Origin of the sequence: Flavobacterium caseinilyticum (assembly GCF_004349085.1) — a bacterium.
In the GTDB taxonomy this organism is placed as follows: Bacteria; Bacteroidota; Bacteroidia; order Flavobacteriales; family Flavobacteriaceae; genus Flavobacterium; species Flavobacterium caseinilyticum.
The window spans coordinates 723,929-741,862 of record NZ_SMFM01000002.1; the positions used below are offsets into that span (position 1 = coordinate 723,929).

Annotated in this window: 10 protein-coding genes and 3 tRNA genes; 7 read left to right on the forward strand and 6 right to left on the reverse strand. The window is 35.5% G+C overall.

Annotated elements, in window-relative coordinates; all coding sequences use genetic code 11:
• The first annotated feature begins 74 nt into the window (after window positions 1–74).
• Entirely contained in the window at window positions 75–4,385 is a 4,311-nt protein-coding gene (locus E0F89_RS07860) for a T9SS type B sorting domain-containing protein (RefSeq protein ID WP_243699496.1), read from the forward strand.
• Window positions 4,386–4,462: 77 nt separating this feature from the next.
• Window positions 4,463–7,255 (forward strand): T9SS type B sorting domain-containing protein, encoded by a 2,793-nt coding sequence (locus E0F89_RS07865; RefSeq protein ID WP_131909251.1) that lies wholly within the window; start codon window positions 4,463–4,465, stop codon window positions 7,253–7,255.
• Window positions 7,256–7,449: 194 nt separating this feature from the next.
• Here E0F89_RS07865 and typA read toward each other — a convergent pair whose 3' ends face one another.
• Window positions 7,450–9,246: a translational GTPase TypA gene (typA, locus tag E0F89_RS07870; RefSeq protein ID WP_131909252.1), complete on the reverse strand. Its 1,797-nt coding sequence runs from the start codon at window positions 9,244–9,246 to the stop codon at window positions 7,450–7,452.
• 174 nt (window positions 9,247–9,420) lie between these two features.
• Here typA and E0F89_RS07875 point away from each other — a divergent pair, with 174 nt between their 5' ends.
• Both E0F89_RS07875 and E0F89_RS07880 read left to right on the forward strand, forming a co-directional pair.
• Window positions 9,421–11,136 carry a PAS domain-containing sensor histidine kinase gene (locus E0F89_RS07875; protein WP_131909253.1) on the forward strand — a complete coding sequence of 572 codons (1,716 nt, stop codon included), beginning with the start codon at window positions 9,421–9,423 and terminating at the stop codon, window positions 11,134–11,136.
• On the forward strand, window positions 11,136–11,546 hold the full coding sequence (locus E0F89_RS07880; protein ID WP_131909254.1) for a response regulator: 411 nt from the start codon (window positions 11,136–11,138) through the stop codon (window positions 11,544–11,546). Before E0F89_RS07875 ends, E0F89_RS07880 begins: the two co-directional genes overlap by 1 nt.
• A 69-nt stretch (window positions 11,547–11,615) precedes the next feature.
• Here the strand turns inward: E0F89_RS07880 and rpsT are convergent, their stop codons facing one another.
• The 5 genes from rpsT to proS all read right to left on the reverse strand — a co-directional run bounded on the left by rpsT (window position 11,616) and on the right by proS (window position 13,755).
• Window positions 11,616–11,867 carry a 30S ribosomal protein S20 gene (gene rpsT / locus E0F89_RS07885; protein ID WP_113666201.1) on the reverse strand — a complete coding sequence of 84 codons (252 nt, stop codon included), beginning with the start codon at window positions 11,865–11,867 and terminating at the stop codon, window positions 11,616–11,618.
• Between the two features lie 32 nt (window positions 11,868–11,899).
• Window positions 11,900–11,971, reverse strand: a tRNA-Glu gene (locus E0F89_RS07890).
• Window positions 11,972–12,008: 37 nt separating this feature from the next.
• Window positions 12,009–12,080 (reverse strand) — tRNA-Glu (locus E0F89_RS07895).
• Window positions 12,081–12,126: 46 nt separating this feature from the next.
• Window positions 12,127–12,198, reverse strand: a tRNA-Glu gene (locus E0F89_RS07900).
• A 78-nt stretch (window positions 12,199–12,276) separates the two neighbouring features.
• The gene (gene proS, locus E0F89_RS07905; protein ID WP_131909255.1) at window positions 12,277–13,755 is read right to left on the reverse strand and encodes a proline--tRNA ligase; all 1,479 of its coding nucleotides are present in this window, start codon (window positions 13,753–13,755) and stop codon (window positions 12,277–12,279) included.
• A gap of 99 nt (window positions 13,756–13,854) precedes the next feature.
• Between proS and E0F89_RS07910 the strand changes: the two genes are divergently transcribed.
• From E0F89_RS07910 to rimO, 3 genes are all read left to right on the forward strand, one after another.
• Window positions 13,855–14,841 (forward strand): hypothetical protein, encoded by a 987-nt coding sequence (locus E0F89_RS07910; RefSeq protein ID WP_131909256.1) that lies wholly within the window; start codon window positions 13,855–13,857, stop codon window positions 14,839–14,841.
• Between the two features lie 43 nt (window positions 14,842–14,884).
• Window positions 14,885–16,387, forward strand: a complete 1,503-nt coding sequence (locus tag E0F89_RS07915; protein WP_131909257.1) for an OmpP1/FadL family transporter — start codon at window positions 14,885–14,887, stop codon at window positions 16,385–16,387.
• A 233-nt stretch (window positions 16,388–16,620) separates the two neighbouring features.
• Window positions 16,621–17,934, forward strand: coding sequence for a 30S ribosomal protein S12 methylthiotransferase RimO (gene rimO, locus E0F89_RS07920; protein WP_131909258.1), 1,314 nt, complete (start codon window positions 16,621–16,623; stop codon window positions 17,932–17,934).

Here is a 17,934-nt window from a genome sequence, read left to right on the forward strand (position 1 = left end):
GTGCTACAAATTTAGCAGGGGACCAATATCTATATATTTCTACACCAAGTACCACCAATGTCAATTTTAAAATTATGGCAAATGGCGGAAGTATAATAACTGGTGTTGTCAATAACAATACACCTTATATATATTCAGTTGGTCAAGGACAAGACACTCAACTCTTCACTCCGAAAACTAACATTGGAATTGTAACAAATAAGGGATATATCGTTGAAGCAGAAGATTTAATTTACGTAAGTGTTCGTGTTAATGCAGGATATTCATCAGTAAGCAGGTCCTATAATCATGCGGGAGGATTGGTGTCAAAAGGAAACAGTGCCTTGGGGAAAGAATTTAGATTAGGCGCTATGCAAAATCCGGTTTATGATCCAATTGTAGTAAATTTTGCTTCCGTACTGTCTACAGAGAATGGCACCAAAGTCACATTTTCTAACATCCCACCAGGTACAGTGCTGACAGATGGAACAATAATTAATGGACCGATAGAAGTTACTTTAAATAAAAATGAGAGTTATGTTTTAGCTTTGGAGAATTATAGCGGTACCGTTTCGAACAGTTCCAATATAATTGGCGCCCTAGTGGAATCGGACAAGCCAGTGGTTGTAAATTCGGGATCATTTGGAGGCAGCAACAGTACTTTTGTGAACGCTGCTGGAAATCCCACTGGCCGAGATGTAGGTTTTGATCAAATTGTGCCAGTAGAAAAGACCGGAAAAGAATACATCTTTGTAAAAGGTCTGGGAAGCGACGAACTGGAACGTGTTTTGCTAATTGCGAATGCAGATGATACTAAAGTTTTTTTGAACGGCTCCTTGACACCGCTCGTAACTCTTAGCAAAGGAAAAAATACTGTTATTGATGGTAGCCAATTTATAAATGGAAATTTATATGTCTCTACCTCCGAAAATGTTTCTGCTTATCAGAGTATCGGAGGTGATTTTTCCCCTGCAAATCAAAATTTATTTTTTGTGCCGCCCTTAAATTGTTCGACACCCAGTATCGTCGACAATATTCCAGCAATTGAGTCCATAGGAAATACTATTTATAACGGTGGATTAAACATTGTAACAGAAGCTGGCGCAGCAGTAACCTTAAACAACATCCCTATTACCAGCCTGCCAGTTGCAGTAGTTGGAAACCCAAATTATGTGCGTTATACCGTATATAATTTGTCGGGAAACATAGCCGTAAAATCAACAAGACAAGTATATGTTTCGTATTTTGGAACAAATGGAGCGGCAACTTATGGCGGGTATTATTCTGGATTTGATACTAAACCAGAAATTGTTACCGACAAAATTGCGGTGGCGACTTCTGCCTGTATTCCTAATGTTATTTTAAAAATCAGCACCCTGTCCTCTTACGATACTTTTCAATGGTATTTCAATAACATTCTGATTACAGGTGCCAATTCAAATTCATATACACCAACAAAACCTGGTTTTTATCAGGTAAAAGGAAGTATTGTGGGCTGTCCTTCCAACGTTCCTACTTTTTCAGATATGATTCCAGTCAGCGATTGTCCATTAGATTCAGATAATGACGGTACCAATAACAACATCGATATTGACTTGGATAACGATGGGATTTTAAACATTCTCGAAGCCAATGTTTCTCTGTTGAACCAGTCAAACTCGTCAGCAAGCCCATATTACAGCGCAACAACAAGCGGCAGCGGTACAATTACCGGAAAACCGGTTAATGGATATGTTTCGGAAGTTCCGGCTGGCAAGATCAATAATGTCTCCCATACCATTTCTTTCACAAAAAATAAAAGTATAAGCATACAGTACATTGGACAGGATAATCCAACCCAAAGTACTCCTATTTCTGAGTATTTAAATTCGGAAGGTGATTTCATTCTGCAAGTCCCTGCTGATAAAACAATTACATTGACCGACCCAGATAATCAATTATTAGTTGACACTAATTATGACGGAATTTATGAAAGCGGCGTGACTGAATTTTCTTCTTTCCAAATTCGATTCCGATTAAAAAGCACCACACCATTGGCGGCAGGTTTGGGCACCTTTCAATTTTCATCGTACCTAACTAATGCAGTGACATTCATCCATACTAATCTTTCGGAAACAGCAATTAATAAGGCGACATTCATGATTAGTCATACAGAAACTTTTGACTCCGACTCAGATACCATCCCTGATCTTTTGGACATCGATAGTGATAATGACGGAATTCCGGATACTATTGAGGCTCAGGGAAAAGGTTTCAAAGTTTATTCTGGAATTGACTCCAATAAAGACGGCTTAGATGATGCTTTTGAACTTGGTTTAAGTAGAATTAATACAGATAATGATATTTTCAATTCCTCGCCTGTATATGATTATCTTGATTTAGACAGTGACAATGATGGTATTTTTGATGTGGTTGAATCTGGTCATAATGCTCTCGACACTAATAAAGATGGTATGATTGATGGTCCTGCTGCAGCTTTTGGTTCCAATGGTCTGTTTGATGGTCTTGAAACAAGTCAAGACAGCGGTAAGCTAAATTACACCATTGCAGATACAAATGCAGATGGAATTTTCAACTATATCGATTTGGATAGTGATGGCGACACCTGTTTAGATGTGATCGAAGCAGGTTTTAATGATCCAGACTTGGACGGTGTTTTAGGAAATTCTCCTGTTATTGTAAATGTAAATGGCAAAGTCACAAGTGGCGTGGGTTACAGCACTCCAAATAATAATTACATAACTGCTGCACCAATCGAAATCACTGTCCAACCGCAAATATCGCCAACCTGCGAATTGGAAAATGCTTCGATTGCTATAAGTGATAATGGCGGAAATACATATCAATGGCAAGTTTCAACCGATGGAGTTGTGTGGAATACCCTTTCAAACAATGCATTGTACGGTGGAGTTACTACTAAAACTTTGCTAATTACCAGTATTAAAAATACAATGAATGGTTACAAGTACAGAGTGAAACTGGAAAAATCAGGAAACTCCTGCGGTTTAGTTTCTGCAGAAACTGAATTAAAAATTTATGCTCTGCCAATTGTCAATACCATAACTATTGTACAGTGTGATGATGATACAGATGGATTTTCAGATTTTAATTTAACAGTCAAAAACTCACTAATTTCCTCTGATTCCGCAGCAGAAAAATTCACGTATTACAGCTCATTAGCTGGAGCGCAAACAGCGGAGTCATCGAAATTGATTACCAATCCGCTAGCTTTTAGAAATACCACCGCGGGAAGCATGCCAGTTTGGTCAAGAGTAGAAAATGCAAATGGTTGTTTTAGCACAGTTCAAATAAACCTAGTCGTATCCACTACTCAAATTCCAGCGTCTTATAAAAGAACCTTCAGCAATTGTGATGACTTAACTGTGACCAATGACGATACTGATGGAATCGCTACATTTGATTTTAGTAGTGTTACGATGGAAATTTTGGCAATTCTCCCTACCTCCACAAGCGGTTATTCTATAAAATATTATAAAAATGAACAAGACGCATTGGCTGAAAACGATGCAATTACAAACATTACGAACTATAGTAATGTAGGCTATCCAAATGAGCAAAAAATTTGGGTTCGCGTGGAAAGTACCACTGATAACGCCTGTTATGGTTTAAGTCCAAGAATCACATTGACAGTTAATCCAAAACCAAATATTGACACTAATGAGGATTTAGATGAAAATCAATTAGTGTGTACTAACCTCCCTACTTTTTTTGTACAATTAGACTCGGGAATTCAAGATGGATCGCCAAGCAGCAACTACACTTATATCTGGTCTAAAGATAATGTAGTTTTATCAGGCGAAACGAAATCCACTTTGGATGTAAATCAAGCAGGCAATTATACAGTAGAAGTCAGCTCTCTCGCTGGCTGTAGCAGAACCAGATCGATAAAAGTAACCGCATCCGATATCGCTCAAATAACAAATGTTGCTATTGTAGATCTATCAGAGGTAAACTCCATAACGGTAAATGTAAGTGGGCAAGGGCAATATGAGTATAGTCTTGATGCTGCGTTTGGCCCTTTTCAACAATCGAATTTGTTTGAAAATGTATCTGCAGGAATTCATGAAGTATATATCAATGATAAAAATGGTTGCGGCACCGTAAGTCAAACTGTTGCTGTTATTGGTGTTCCGAGATTCTTTACTCCAAATGGCGACGGTCAAAATGATTATTGGAATGTAAAAGGAGTAAATGCTAATTTCAACGAAAATTCTATTATCTATATTTATGACCGTTATGGCAAGCTTTTAAAGCAAATCTCCACTTCCAGTCAAGGTTGGGACGGTACTTTTGCAGGGCAAAATTTGCCTTCAGATGATTATTGGTATACCATAAAATTAGGTGATGGCAGAGAAGCGAAGGGACATTTCAGTTTGAAGAGATAAACAATCTCGATATTGATGGAATGGTATTATTTCTTTTCTACACTGATATTAACTATATTTGATGGTATAAAATAGATATGAAAACCCTCCTTCTTTTGGTATTTACCTTATTTATTTTTGTTACACCCGCAACTGCACAAAAAGAAGCGGCGATATGGTACTTTGGTAATAATGCAGGTCTTGATTTCAATTCAGGGAGTCCGGTTTCGCTAACTGATGGGAAATTGAAGACCAGAGAAGGATGTACCACTATTTCTGATAAAAACGGTAACTTGCTGTTTTATACCGATGGTAGAGTTGTTTACAGTAAGAATCATCAAATAATGCCTAATGGCTCTGATTTACTTGGACACAATTCCAGCACACAGTCTGCGATCATAGTTCCAAAACCAAACGATCCATATATCTATTATATTTTTACTGTCGACCAACCGCTTCCTGCAAATGCGGATGATAATCCATTAAATGATCTGGATCCTCCAAATAATGGCTTAAATTATTCTCAAGTAGATATACGGCTAAATAATGGTCTTGGCGACATTGTAAGTACTGAGAAGAATGTTCATCTTGTCACTTATAATCCCAATGATATAGAAGAAACAAAATACAAATGTTCCGAAAAGATTACAGCCGTTCAACACGGCGATGGAGTCTCTTTTTGGGTAATTACCCACTTTATAAATAATTTTTATGCTTTTAAAATAAGCGCTAAAGGCGTCATTAAGAATCCGGTCAAAACACAGACCAATCTTAAAATCCTTTTAGGCGGTTATCTTCCAAATGCCATAGGATATTTAAAGGCATCTCCCAACGGGAAAAAAGTAGTTATTGCAAATAATGCTTCACGCCGAACAAATGAAAGCGGACCAAAAGGTAATCCTATCAGAAGCACTGGCAATGTTTTACTGTATGATTTCGATTCCAGTACAGGAAAAACAAGCAATGAAATCCCGCTGTTGGTCAATTCGAATCCTTATGGAGTTGAATTTTCTTCCAAAACAAAAAAATTATATATAACAGCAAATCAATTTAAGGCGGATGGCGAGACCATTTTAGAAAGTTCATTAATTCAATATGACCTGAAAAATGCCTCTATACCAACCTCAAAAACTATTATAGACACTTCTCCTCTCATAGCAGGAGCGCTACAATTAGCTATTGACGAGAAAATTTACCGCGCAGGATACGTTACAACCGATAATCTACGCAATAAATTGTCGGTAATCAACAATCCGGAATTAGATGGAATTAGTTGTAATTATATACCAAATGCAATAAGCTTAACAAAAGGCAGTTCCGAACAAGGTTTACCGCCATTCATCACCTCATTATTCTTATATGCTTTCAGTTATGAATTCAATTGTTTGGGTGATGCTACTCATTTTTACAGTAACTCTGTAGAAACAATTGATTCCGTTGTTTGGGATTTTGGCGATGGAACGACAAAATCAACAGACAGAGAGCCATACCATACGTACCAGGCACCCGGCGAGTATATTGTGACTTTGATAAAAACCGTAAATGGTGAAGAAAGAGAACCTCTTGAAAAAACAATTTCTATTTATGAAGTCCCCAAAGTACTTACTGTTTCTCATATGTTAACACAATGCGATACACAAGATAATGTTCCAACTGATGGATTAGCGCTGTTTAATTTGTCGCTGGCTAACGAACAAATTAGTAGAGGCGAAAAAGATTATGAAGTACATTACTACCACAGTTTTCATGATGCTGAAAATGATTTAACTAATACGCAATCTATTCCCGCAAATTATCGAAATAGAATTCCCGATGAGCTTTTATACGCAAAAGTTTCGCAACCAAACTCAAGCTGTTACAGCATAGGAACTGTCATCTTACATGCTAACAAAAATATACTATTGTTACCCGAATCAATGCATGAATGTGATCTTGGTGACGGAAAAGCAGCATTTGATTTGGAACAAAAAAAAGATTTAATAAAAAAGGAGTTGAATTTACCTTCAGATGTACAAATCTCTTTTTATTCAAGTGAAGAGGATGCTTTTATCGAAATAAACGAACTAAATGAAGAGTTTGTTTCAGTTTCTAAAACGGTATTCCTTCGTGCAAAAAATGATGAAGGTTGTTACGGAACCGGAAATTTTCAAATTATAGTTGAACCTTCTCCAAAAATCAATATTTTAGAAAATGTGATGTTATGCGAAGGGCTTATAGATCACTCAATCCTTTTGAATTCGGGAATTTTAGCACCAGCATCAATTAATGATTTCAGTTATTTATGGTCAACAGGCGAAACAACACAAACCATATCCATCAACAAAGAAGGTGAATATAACGTCACGGTAAAAAATAAATCCGGCTGTACCGCTACACGAAAATACATTGTAACTCTATCCTACTTAGCGAAAATAAATAATATTATTATACAAGATTTACAGCAAACAAATCAAGTGACAGTCGAACTCGATAATTCAAGTGATTATGAATATAAGCTTCAATACGAAAATGGATCCGAAACTTCATTTCAAAATTCAATACTTTTTGAAAACGTACCTGGTGGATTTCACCAATTAATTGCGGAGAATAAAAATGGATGTGGACGAATTATAAAAAGTTTTGCCGTTTTAAATGCTCCGAAATTCTTTACTCCCAATGGTGATGGCTATAACGATTATTGGAATTTGAAAGGAATAAACAGCAGCATGTATCAGAATGCCGTTATATATATTTTTGATCGATTTGGAAAATTATTGAACCAGCTATCTCCTTCTAGTCTGGGATGGGATGGGACTTATTTAAAAGAGCCATTACCTGCAGACGATTATTGGTTCACAATAAGACTTGAAGACGGGAGAGAAGCCAAAAGCCATTTTAGCTTGATGCGATAATAGAATATTTACTGGCTTTATCTTTCATATAACTTTTTAAGCCAATTGTTTCGAATAAAATTTGGCATTTTTACACATTAATAAAATATTTCCAGAATTATTTTTCGAAAAAAAAACATACAATTACTACCCTAAAAATCATAAAAAAAGCCATTCGAATCAACGAATGGCTTTTCAGTTTTATAAAAATAAAATTAGATTTTAAATCTTTTTCTATCAGTTTCTGTCAAATATATTTTTCTCAAACGAATAGATTTTGGTGTAACCTCAACATATTCATCTTTTTGAATGTATTCTAAAGCTTCCTCTAATGAGAAAATAATCGGAGGAATAATTCTTGCTTTTTCATCATTTCCAGAAGAACGAACGTTAGATTGTTTTTTCTCTTTAGTAACGTTTACACACATATCATCACCACGAGAGTTCTCACCAATAACCTGACCTTCGTAAATTTCAGCATTTGGTTCAACAAAAAACTTACCACGATCTTGTAATTTATCAATAGAATAAGGGATTGCTTTTCCTTTTTCCATCGAAATCAATGAACCTTTGTTACGTCCAGCAATTTCTCCTTTGTAAGGCTCATACCCAATAAAACGGTGAGCCATAATAGCCTCACCAGCAGTAGCAGTAAGTAATTGATTACGCAATCCAATAATTCCACGTGATGGAATATTAAATTTTACAATCATTCGTTCTCCTTTTGTTTCCATACTTAGCATTTCACCTTTACGCATAGTAACAAACTCAACCGCTCTACCCGAAAGTGTTTCTGGTAAATCAATAGTTAATTCCTCAATTGGCTCACATTTTTTACCATCAATCTCTTTGATGATAACTTGTGGTTGACCAATTTGCAATTCATATCCTTCTCTTCTCATTGTTTCAATAAGAACAGATAAGTGAAGTACACCACGACCAAAAACCATGAATTTATCAGCTGAATCAGTTTCACCTAATTTCATTGCTAAGTTTTTCTCTAATTCTTTTGTCAAACGGTCTCTAATATGACGAGAAGTTACAAATTTACCCTCTTTTCCAAAGAATGGTGAGTCATTAATAGTAAACAACATACTCATTGTTGGCTCATCAATTGAAATAGTTTGTAAAGCTTCCGGGTTTTCAAAATCAGCGATAGTGTCTCCAATTTCAAAACCTTCTACTCCAATAATTGCACAGATATCACCAGCAATTACTTCTTGAACTTTTTTACGACCAAGTCCTTCAAAAGTATGTAATTCTTTAATACGTGATTTGATTATTACACCATCTCTTTTACACAAAGATATTGGCATTCCTTCTTTCAAAACACCTCTTTCTAAACGACCAATAGCGATACGACCAGTAAATGCTGAGAAATCTAAAGATGTAATCAACATTTGAGGAGTTCCTTCTGATACTTTTGGAGCTGGTACATTTTCAATAACCATATCTAACAATGCTTCCACATTATCAGTTACGTTTTCCCAATGGTCAGACATCCAGTTATTTTTAGCAGAACCGTAAACAGTTGGAAAATCCAATTGCCACTCCTCTGCTCCTAATTCAAACATTAAGTCGAAAACTTTTTCATGAACTTCTTCAGGAGTACAGTTCTCTTTATCAACTTTATTAATAACAACGCATGGTTTTAAACCAAGGTCTAATGCTTTTTGTAATACAAAACGTGTCTGTGGCATTGGCCCTTCAAATGCATCTACTAGTAGACAAACTCCATCAGCCATGTTCAATACACGCTCTACTTCACCACCAAAATCGGCGTGACCAGGAGTATCGATAATGTTGATTTTTGTTCCTTTGTATACTACAGAAACATTCTTTGAAGTAATGGTAATACCTCTTTCACGCTCTAAGTCGTTGTTATCAAGGATTAAGTCACCTGTATTCTCGTTGTCACGAAATAACTGACAGTGATACATAATTTTATCAACCAAAGTTGTTTTACCGTGATCGACGTGGGCAATAATTGCAATGTTTCTAATAGATTCCATCTGTGATTTTTAATGGGTGCAAAGGTACACTTTATTTTGAGATAAAAAATATTTATACAATAGTTTACATATTGTTAACTCTTTAGACCCAAAATACAGACATTTATTAAAATTTCAAAAAATAAGTTAACACTTATATTTAATAATACCGCAATATTTTTTTATATTTGAGTAATGAAAAGCAAAACCAATCAAGTAATCATCACCTACATTCTAATCTCAATGTTTGTAGCTATTGTTAGTCATAAAATATTAATTCAATATATTTCTGATGAAAATTCACAGTTGTATACTTTTACCAAAGACATTCTGTTTGTATTCGTGACCGGTATAATTTTCAAACTTGTTTTATCAAAAAATGATTCCCGCAATATAACTATTTTCGAAAAACTTAAAAACTCTAATGATGAAATTAAAGAGTCAAATGAGAAATATGACATTGTAGCAAAAGCAACCAGTGACACGATTTGGGACTGGAAAATACAAGACGACAGTTTTTCATGGAATAAGGGAATCGAAAGCGTTTTTGGATACACACAAGATCAAGTGGGCGACAACTCGACATGGTGGTTTGATAAGATTCATCCTGAAGACAGTATTAAAATGTCGATAAGACTATACTCCTTTATAGAGCAAAAAACAGAAAAATGGCAGGATCAATATCGCTTTAGGTGTTCTGATAATACCTATAAATATGTTTTAGACCGAGGGTTTCTTTTGACAGATGAGAACGGCAAAGTGATCAGAATGATTGGAGCAATACAAGACATTACCAAACAAAAAGAGGAGGAACAAAGGCTTAAGTTGTTAGAAACTGTTATTACGCAATCCAAAGATTCCATTATCATCACCGAGGCTACTTCGGTTGACGGAAAAATCCCTAACATCATTTATTTAAATCCTGCTTTTTCAAGTATGTCAGGATATGACGTTGATGATCTTATAGGTAAAACTCCAAATATTTTCAATAGTCCAAATTCTGATACTAATGAACTTCAAAAATTATTACTAGCAATAGAAAACAGAGAGGAATGCTTAATAGAGACAATCAGTCTTACAAAAAATAAAGAGGAATATTGGGTGCGTTTCTCCATGATCCCTATTTATAATTCTGAAAACGAACTTTCTCATTGGATTTCTATTCAAAGGGAGATAACCGAGGAAAAAAAGCAAGAAAAGGAAAAAGAGCAACTTATTAGAGAATTAACTCAAAACAACAAAGACTTAAAACAGTTTTCTTATATTACTTCGCACAACTTGAGAGCTCCGCTATCAAATCTGACTGGCCTTTTAAATCTAATAGAAGACATCCCCATAGAAGATCAGGAGCTAAAGGAAATCTTGGACGGTTTCAATAAATCTACACATTTACTGAACGATACGATTAATGATCTGGTAAAAGTTATTATCATAAAAGACAATCCTTCCATTCAAAAAGAAGCGGTGTTAATTAAAGAAATTTTTGAGAATGTTTTTAGTCAGCTTAGTTTCCAGATTGATTTGTATAAACCCATAATTAAACTCAATTTTGATAAAGTCTCCGTATTAAATATTAACAAAGCTTACATAGAAAGCATATTGTTGAATCTCTTGACAAATTCCATAAAATATAAATCGGCGAATAAAAAACTTAAAATAACTATTACGACCAATGAAGTTGATGATCATGCTGTATTGGTATTTCAAGACAATGGAATAGGAATTGATTTAGAAAGGCATCGGGATAAAGTTTTTGGACTTTACCAACGATTTCATAATTATCCTGACAGTAAAGGATTAGGCTTATATTTAGTTAAATCACAGGTTGAAACTATGGGAGGAACTATTAATATTGAAAGCAAAGTCAATATAGGAACCACATTTACATTAACATTCAAAAACAAACAATAATGTTAGACCAAATTTTGTGTATTGATGACGATCCAATAACGTTAATGCTGTGCAAAAAAGTAATTATCAAATGCGCATTCTCCAATGAAATAATTACCTCTCAAAATGGCGAGGAAGCACTTAGCTACTTTAACAACATTAAAACTGCCAGTAATCAGAACAAAGTAATACAGCACCCACAATTGGTTTTTTTAGATTTGAACATGCCTGTAATGGGGGGATGGGAATTCCTGGATTATTTTAGCAGTTCAGAATTCTCTGAATTCCATAACATAAAAGTGGTTGTACTTTCGTCGACAATTGACCCTGAAGATTTACAAAATGCAAAAAAATATCCTATGGTAATTGACTTTTTATCCAAACCAATTACCCAATCAATGTTAGAATATCTGAAAAACAAGATGGAATAAAAAAATAACATATATAAAAAAAGCTCCTAATATATTAGGAGCTTTTTTTATATATAATAAATTGTACTATTACAATTTAGAAACAAGTTTCGTTAATTTAGATTTTAAATTAGACGCCTTGTTATCATGAATGATATTCTTTTTAGCTAATTTATCAATCATTGATATTACACTTGATAATTTAGAAGTAGCATCTGTTTTATCAGTAGCTATTCTTAATGCTTTGATGGCATTACGAGTAGTTTTGTGTTGGTATCTGTTTAATACTCTTCTCTTTTCGTTACTTCTAATTCTCTTTAGAGCTGATTTATGATTTGCCATTTTATTATTTTTTTATCTTTTACTAATTTTTGTAGTCCGTAAGGGAATCGAACCCCTGTTACCAAGACGAAATCTTGGCGTCCTAACCCCTAGACGAACGGACCATTATCCCCTAAGTTTTGTCAATCTAAAATTCACTTGTAGCCCGTAGCGGAATCGAACCGCTCTTACATGGATGAAAACCATGCGTCCTAACCGATAGACGAACGGGCCATTTTCCCTCTAAGTTCAGGATAACTTTAATCTGCAAAAAAAATAGTAGCCCGTAGCGGAATCGAACCGCTCTTACATGGATGAAAACCATGCGTCCTAACCGATAGACGAACGGGCCCTGCTTCTCTAATGCGGATGCAAAAATACAACTATTTTTGAAACGTACAATAGCTGGTACTAAAAAAATATTTTTTTTTTAGTACGCCTTCGCAAATAAAACTCTTCCTACTGAACTTTCCCCAGTAAATACACAGCTTCCCGTCTCCTCCACCCTGTCTAAAGGGATACATCTGATGGTTGCTTTTGTCATGTCTTTAATCTTCTCTTCAGTTGCAGCAGTTCCGTCCCAATGTGCTGATACAAAACCTCCTTTAGTGTCTAAAACTTCTTTAAACTCTTCAAAGCTATTCACTTCCGTTATATGTGTATTCCTATAATTTAAAGCTTTGTCGAACAATTCTTTTTGAATTTTTTCTAATAAATCGGTAATGTAAGTCGTAATTCCATCTTTAGAAACTACTTCTTTAGTCAGTGTATCTCTTCTTGCTATTTCAAAAGTGGCGTTTTCTAAGTCTTTCGGACCAACGGCGATACGAATTGGAACACCTTTCAATTCCCATTCTGCAAATTTAAAACCAGGTTTTTGGGTCGTTCTATCATCAAATTTTACTGAAATGTGTAATTTCCGCAAAGCTGCTGTTAAAACATTTACCTCAGCCGTAATAGCTGCCAATTGCTCGTCTGTTTTATAAATAGGAACAATCACTACCTGAATTGGCGCTAAACTAGGAGGCAAAACTAACCCCTGATCGTCTGAATGCGTCATCACCAGGGCACCCATCAAACGAGTCGAAACACCCCAAGAAGTTCCCCAAACATATTCTTGTTTTCCTTCGGCATTTGCAAATTTCACATCAAAAGCTTTAGCAAAATTTTGTCCCAAGAAATGCGATGTTCCCGCTTGCAAGGCTTTTCCATCTTGCATCAAAGCTTCGATACAATAGGTTTCCTCAGCTCCGGCAAAACGTTCGGTTTCAGTTTTTATTCCTTTGATAACTGGAATCGCTAAGAAATTTTGAGCAAAATCAGCATATACATTCATCATTTTTTCTGATTCTTCAATAGCTTCGCCTTTTGTTGCATGAGCAGTATGTCCTTCTTGCCACAAAAACTCCGCTGTTCGCAGGAACAATCGGGTTCTCATTTCCCAACGCACTACATTAGCCCATTGATTAATCAACAATGGCAAATCTCTATACGATTGCACCCAACCTTTATACGTAGACCAAATAATAGCTTCACTTGTAGGACGAACAATCAATTCCTCTTCTAATTTTGCATTAGGGTCCACCATTAATTTCCCCGGCCTGTCCGGATCATTTTTTAATCTGTAATGAGTAACGATCGCACATTCTTTTGCAAAGCCTTCCGCATTTTTCTCTTCCGCTTCAAACATACTTTTTGGAACAAACAAAGGAAAATAAGCATTTTGATGCCCTGTTTCTTTAAACATTCGATCCAACTCCGCTTGCATTTTTTCCCAGATCGCATATCCATAGGGCTTGATAACCATACAGCCTCTAACACCGGAATTTTCGGCTAAATCGGCTTTGACAACCAACTCGTTATACCATTTTGAATAATCCTCTGATCTTGTAGTTAAGCTCTTACTCATATTGAATAGTTTGGCACAAATTTTGCATTAATACATTTACATAAATAGTTCGACAAAACTAACTATTTTTGTAATGACCAACAATAAAAATGTATAGATATGAAAACTTATTATTTTTCTTCGGCAAAATCAATTCCCAATTATCTAATAATTGGATTGATAAGTGTTGTTATAACCTCCTGTAGTTCCTATAAAAACAGTTCTTACAATGATTCCGACGGAATATATAACAACAGTTCAAATCAGGCTGCTGGAACAGATACCCAAATCAATACTCAATATAGAGATTATTTTGGATCCCTACAAGACAACAGTCAACCTGTTGAAATCTTTACAGACGTTGACAGTTATAACAATTACAGTATAGAAAACGACAATCAAAACGGTACCATTAACAGTTATCCAGGCTGGGGCAACAATCCTTCAACTGTAATAAATGTGTATGACAATGGCTGGGGAATGAACAACTGGTACGGTAACGGTTGGGGATTGAACATGGGTTTTGGCTGGAACAGCTGGTACGGAAACAGCTGGTACGGAAACAACTGGGGTTGGAACAATTGGTACGGAAATGGTTTTTATGGTAATAACTGGGGATGGAATAACTGGGGGTGGAATAATTGGTACGGAAATAATTGGGGATACCATAATCAATACAACAACAGGAATTATTCATACAACCCAAGCAGAAGAGGTTCTAACTACTCCAACAATTTAAACGACAATCGCAATTACAACAACCGGAATTCAGGAAATTATTCCAGAAATCCAAGCAGCACAATTAATCGAAGATACAACAACATAGATAATACAAGAAGTAACAATACTGATTTCAGAAGAAATTCATCTAATAGATTTGACAGAACAAGTCCAATTTTTTCTAGAGATCGACAACCAGCGCCAAATAATCCTCAAAACTCGCCAAGCAGAAGATCTAACATAGAAAACCGTCAGCAGAATAATACACCGGCAAGATCTTACACTCCAAGTTCTAGAAACGATAGTAATTCTAGATCTTACAGTCCAAGTTCGGGTAATTCTGGTGGAAGCGGAAGATCATCCAGTGGCGGAAGAGGAAACAGATAATTTCAATTCTTATTTTTATTGTACATTAAACTTCGAATTTAAAATGAAAAAATATATAATTTTATTAGCATTAGGTTTGACTGCAAACATTGCACAATCGCAAGATATTCAAGATGCAATGCGTTATTCGCAGGATAACCTGAACGGAACTGCCCGATTTAGAGCAATGGGAGGGGCATTTGGAGCTCTAGGAGGGGATTTGTCATCGATAAATGTAAACCCTGCCGGTTCAGCTATTTTTTTAAACAATCAAATAGGAGTCACCATTAGCAATTATGATACGACGAATAACTCGAATTACTTTGGAACTGAAACAACTGAAAAAAATAATACTTTTGACCTGAATCAAGGTGGAGTTGTTTTCGTATTTAAGAACAGTAATACAGATAGCAATTGGAAAAAGATTTCATTAGCAGTAAACTATGAAAACAGTAGTAATTTTGATAATATAAAATTTTCTGCAGGAACCAATCCAAACAATTCTGTAGCTGATTATTTTTTGAGTTTTGCCAATGGTGTGCCTCTAAATGTATTAGAAAATTCAAACTATGATGATTTAGGAAACGGTGCTCAACAAGCATTTTTGGGGTATCAAGGATTCGTAATCAATCCAGTCAGTACTAACGCCAACAATTCCGTATACACATCAAACGTTCCGTCGGGAGGTAAATATTACCAAGAAAACTTAGTGTACAGCAGTGGATATAATGGTAAATTATCATTTAATGCAGCCACGTCTTATCAAGATAAATTATACATAGGATTAAATTTAAATTCACATTTTACTGATTTTCAAAGATCGTCCAGTTTTTACGAAGACAACAGTAATCCATTGGACTCCAATTACAAGATAAATCGATTACAGTTTGACAATAACTTAAACACTTACGGAAACGGATTCTCGTTCCACTTGGGAGCTATCGCAAAACTGACAACTGAAGTTCGAGTTGGTCTGGCTTACGAATCTTCAACATGGTACACCTTAAATGACGAATTTTCTCAAAAATTAGTTACAGTTAGCAGCAATAACATCGATGAATTGCCATCGGATGTTGTGGACCCTAGAATCATTAACTTGTACGAACCTTATAAATTACAGACTCCCAGCAAATTGACAGGAAGTTTTGCGTATGTTTTTGGAAAATCGGGGTTGATTAGTATTGATTATGCAATGAAAAATTATAGTAATACTAAATTTAAACCGGAAAATGATTCTTATTTCAGGGGTTTAAACAGTGATATGAATTCGTTACTCGACACTACAGGCGAATTGAGAATAGGTGCTGAATATAAAATTGATGCTTTGAGCTTAAGAGCCGGTTACCGTTATGAACAAAGTCCTTATAAAAACGAAGTTACGATAGGTGATTTAAAAGCTTATTCAGCAGGTTTAGGTTATAGTTTTGGTTCTACCAAAGTTGATTTAGCCTATTCGTACGCTAAAAGAAATACCCAACAAGGTTTTTTTAGTCAAGGATTTACGGATGGAGCAAGCATCGACAACATTAATAATAATGTGTCTTTATCTCTGCTCTTTGAAATGTAATTATCGCAATAAAATAAAATTTAGAGTCCGTTTCGTGATTATGAAACGGATTTTTTTTTAGCCCTGATAGAAGTGAAAATCCTCCCGACTTTTTCGGGAGATTGTAGCGTATAGCAGGAATAGCTCCAAAAGAACATCGGCAACTAGCCCAAACAATACAGAAAAGTATCTGGAAAGTTTGAATAAAAAATTGTAATTTTGCAAAATTCCCAAAATATCGGGATTATACTGTTATGAGAACTAAGTCTTTAAAGAAAAATAAAATTAACGTAATCACTCTTGGGTGTTCGAAAAATGTGTATGATAGTGAAGTGCTTATGGGCCAGCTTCGCGCCAGTGGCAAAGACGTACAACATGAAGCTCCAGAAGCCGAAGAAGGCAATATTATTGTTATAAATACCTGCGGATTCATTGACAATGCTAAAGCAGAATCAGTGAATATGATTTTAGAATATGCTGACAAGAAAGAAAGAGGACTGGTTGACAAGGTGTTTGTGACCGGATGTCTTTCAGAACGTTACCGCCCGGACTTAGAAAAGGAAATTCCTAATGTAGATCAGTTTTTTGGAACTACAGAATTACCACAACTATTGAAAGCATTGGGTGCAGATTACAAACATGAATTGTTGGGAGAACGTTTGACTACTACCCCAAAAAATTATGCGTATTTAAAAATTTCTGAAGGTTGTGACAGACCATGCAGCTTTTGCGCGATTCCATTGATGCGAGGCAAAAACGTTTCGCAAACCATCGAAAAATTGGTGAAAGAATCAGAAGGTTTAGCTAAAAATGGGGTGAAAGAATTAATTTTAATTGCTCAGGATTTAACCTATTACGGTTTAGATCTATATAAAAAGAGAGCTCTTGGAGAATTATTGGAAGCATTAGTAAAAGTGGAAGGAATCGAATGGATTCGTCTGCATTACGCCTTTCCTACCGGCTTCCCGATGGATGTTTTGGAAATCATGAAGCGCGAACCAAAGATTTGTAACTATATTGACATTCCGTTACAACACATATCAGATTCTATTTTGAAATCAATGCGTCGCGGAACAAATCAGGAGAAAACAACAAAATTACTGAAAGATTTCCGTGCTGCAGTTCCAGGAATGGCTATTCGTACTACGTTAATCGTAGGGTATCCCGGAGAAACTCAAGAGGATTTTAACATACTAAAAGACTTTGTTCAGGAAATGAAGTTTGACAGAATGGGTTGTTTCGCTTATTCACATGAAGAAAATACGCATGCGTACTTACTTGAAGATGACGTTCCAGATACTGTAAAACAAGAGCGTGCTAATGAAATCATGGAATTACAATCCCAAATTTCTTGGGATTTGAACCAAGAAAAAGTTGGACAAACATTTAAATGCATCATTGACAGAAAAGAAGGTGGACATTTTGTAGGAAGAACTGAATTTGACAGTCCTGATGTTGACAATGAAGTTTTGATTGACGCATCGAAACATTACGTAAAAACGGGTGAGTTTGTAATGATAAAAATCATTGAAGCAACAGAATTCGACTTGTACGGAGAACCAGCATAA

What these genes read in the sequence shown, in the direction of transcription:
- E0F89_RS07860 (WP_243699496.1), top strand. Translation starts at nt 75, where the DNA reads ATGGCAAATGGCGGAAGTATAATAACTGGTGTTGTCAATAACAATACA.
- E0F89_RS07865 (WP_131909251.1), top strand. Translation starts at nt 4,463, where the DNA reads ATGAAAACCCTCCTTCTTTTGGTATTTACCTTATTTATTTTTGTTACA.
- typA (WP_131909252.1), bottom strand. Translation starts at nt 9,246, where the DNA reads ATGGAATCTATTAGAAACATTGCAATTATTGCCCACGTCGATCACGGT.
- E0F89_RS07875 (WP_131909253.1), top strand. Translation starts at nt 9,421, where the DNA reads ATGAAAAGCAAAACCAATCAAGTAATCATCACCTACATTCTAATCTCA.
- E0F89_RS07880 (WP_131909254.1), top strand. Translation starts at nt 11,136, where the DNA reads ATGTTAGACCAAATTTTGTGTATTGATGACGATCCAATAACGTTAATG.
- rpsT (WP_113666201.1), bottom strand. Translation starts at nt 11,867, where the DNA reads ATGGCAAATCATAAATCAGCTCTAAAGAGAATTAGAAGTAACGAAAAG.
- proS (WP_131909255.1), bottom strand. Translation starts at nt 13,755, where the DNA reads ATGAGTAAGAGCTTAACTACAAGATCAGAGGATTATTCAAAATGGTAT.
- E0F89_RS07910 (WP_131909256.1), top strand. Translation starts at nt 13,855, where the DNA reads ATGAAAACTTATTATTTTTCTTCGGCAAAATCAATTCCCAATTATCTA.
- E0F89_RS07915 (WP_131909257.1), top strand. Translation starts at nt 14,885, where the DNA reads ATGAAAAAATATATAATTTTATTAGCATTAGGTTTGACTGCAAACATT.
- rimO (WP_131909258.1), top strand. Translation starts at nt 16,621, where the DNA reads ATGAGAACTAAGTCTTTAAAGAAAAATAAAATTAACGTAATCACTCTT.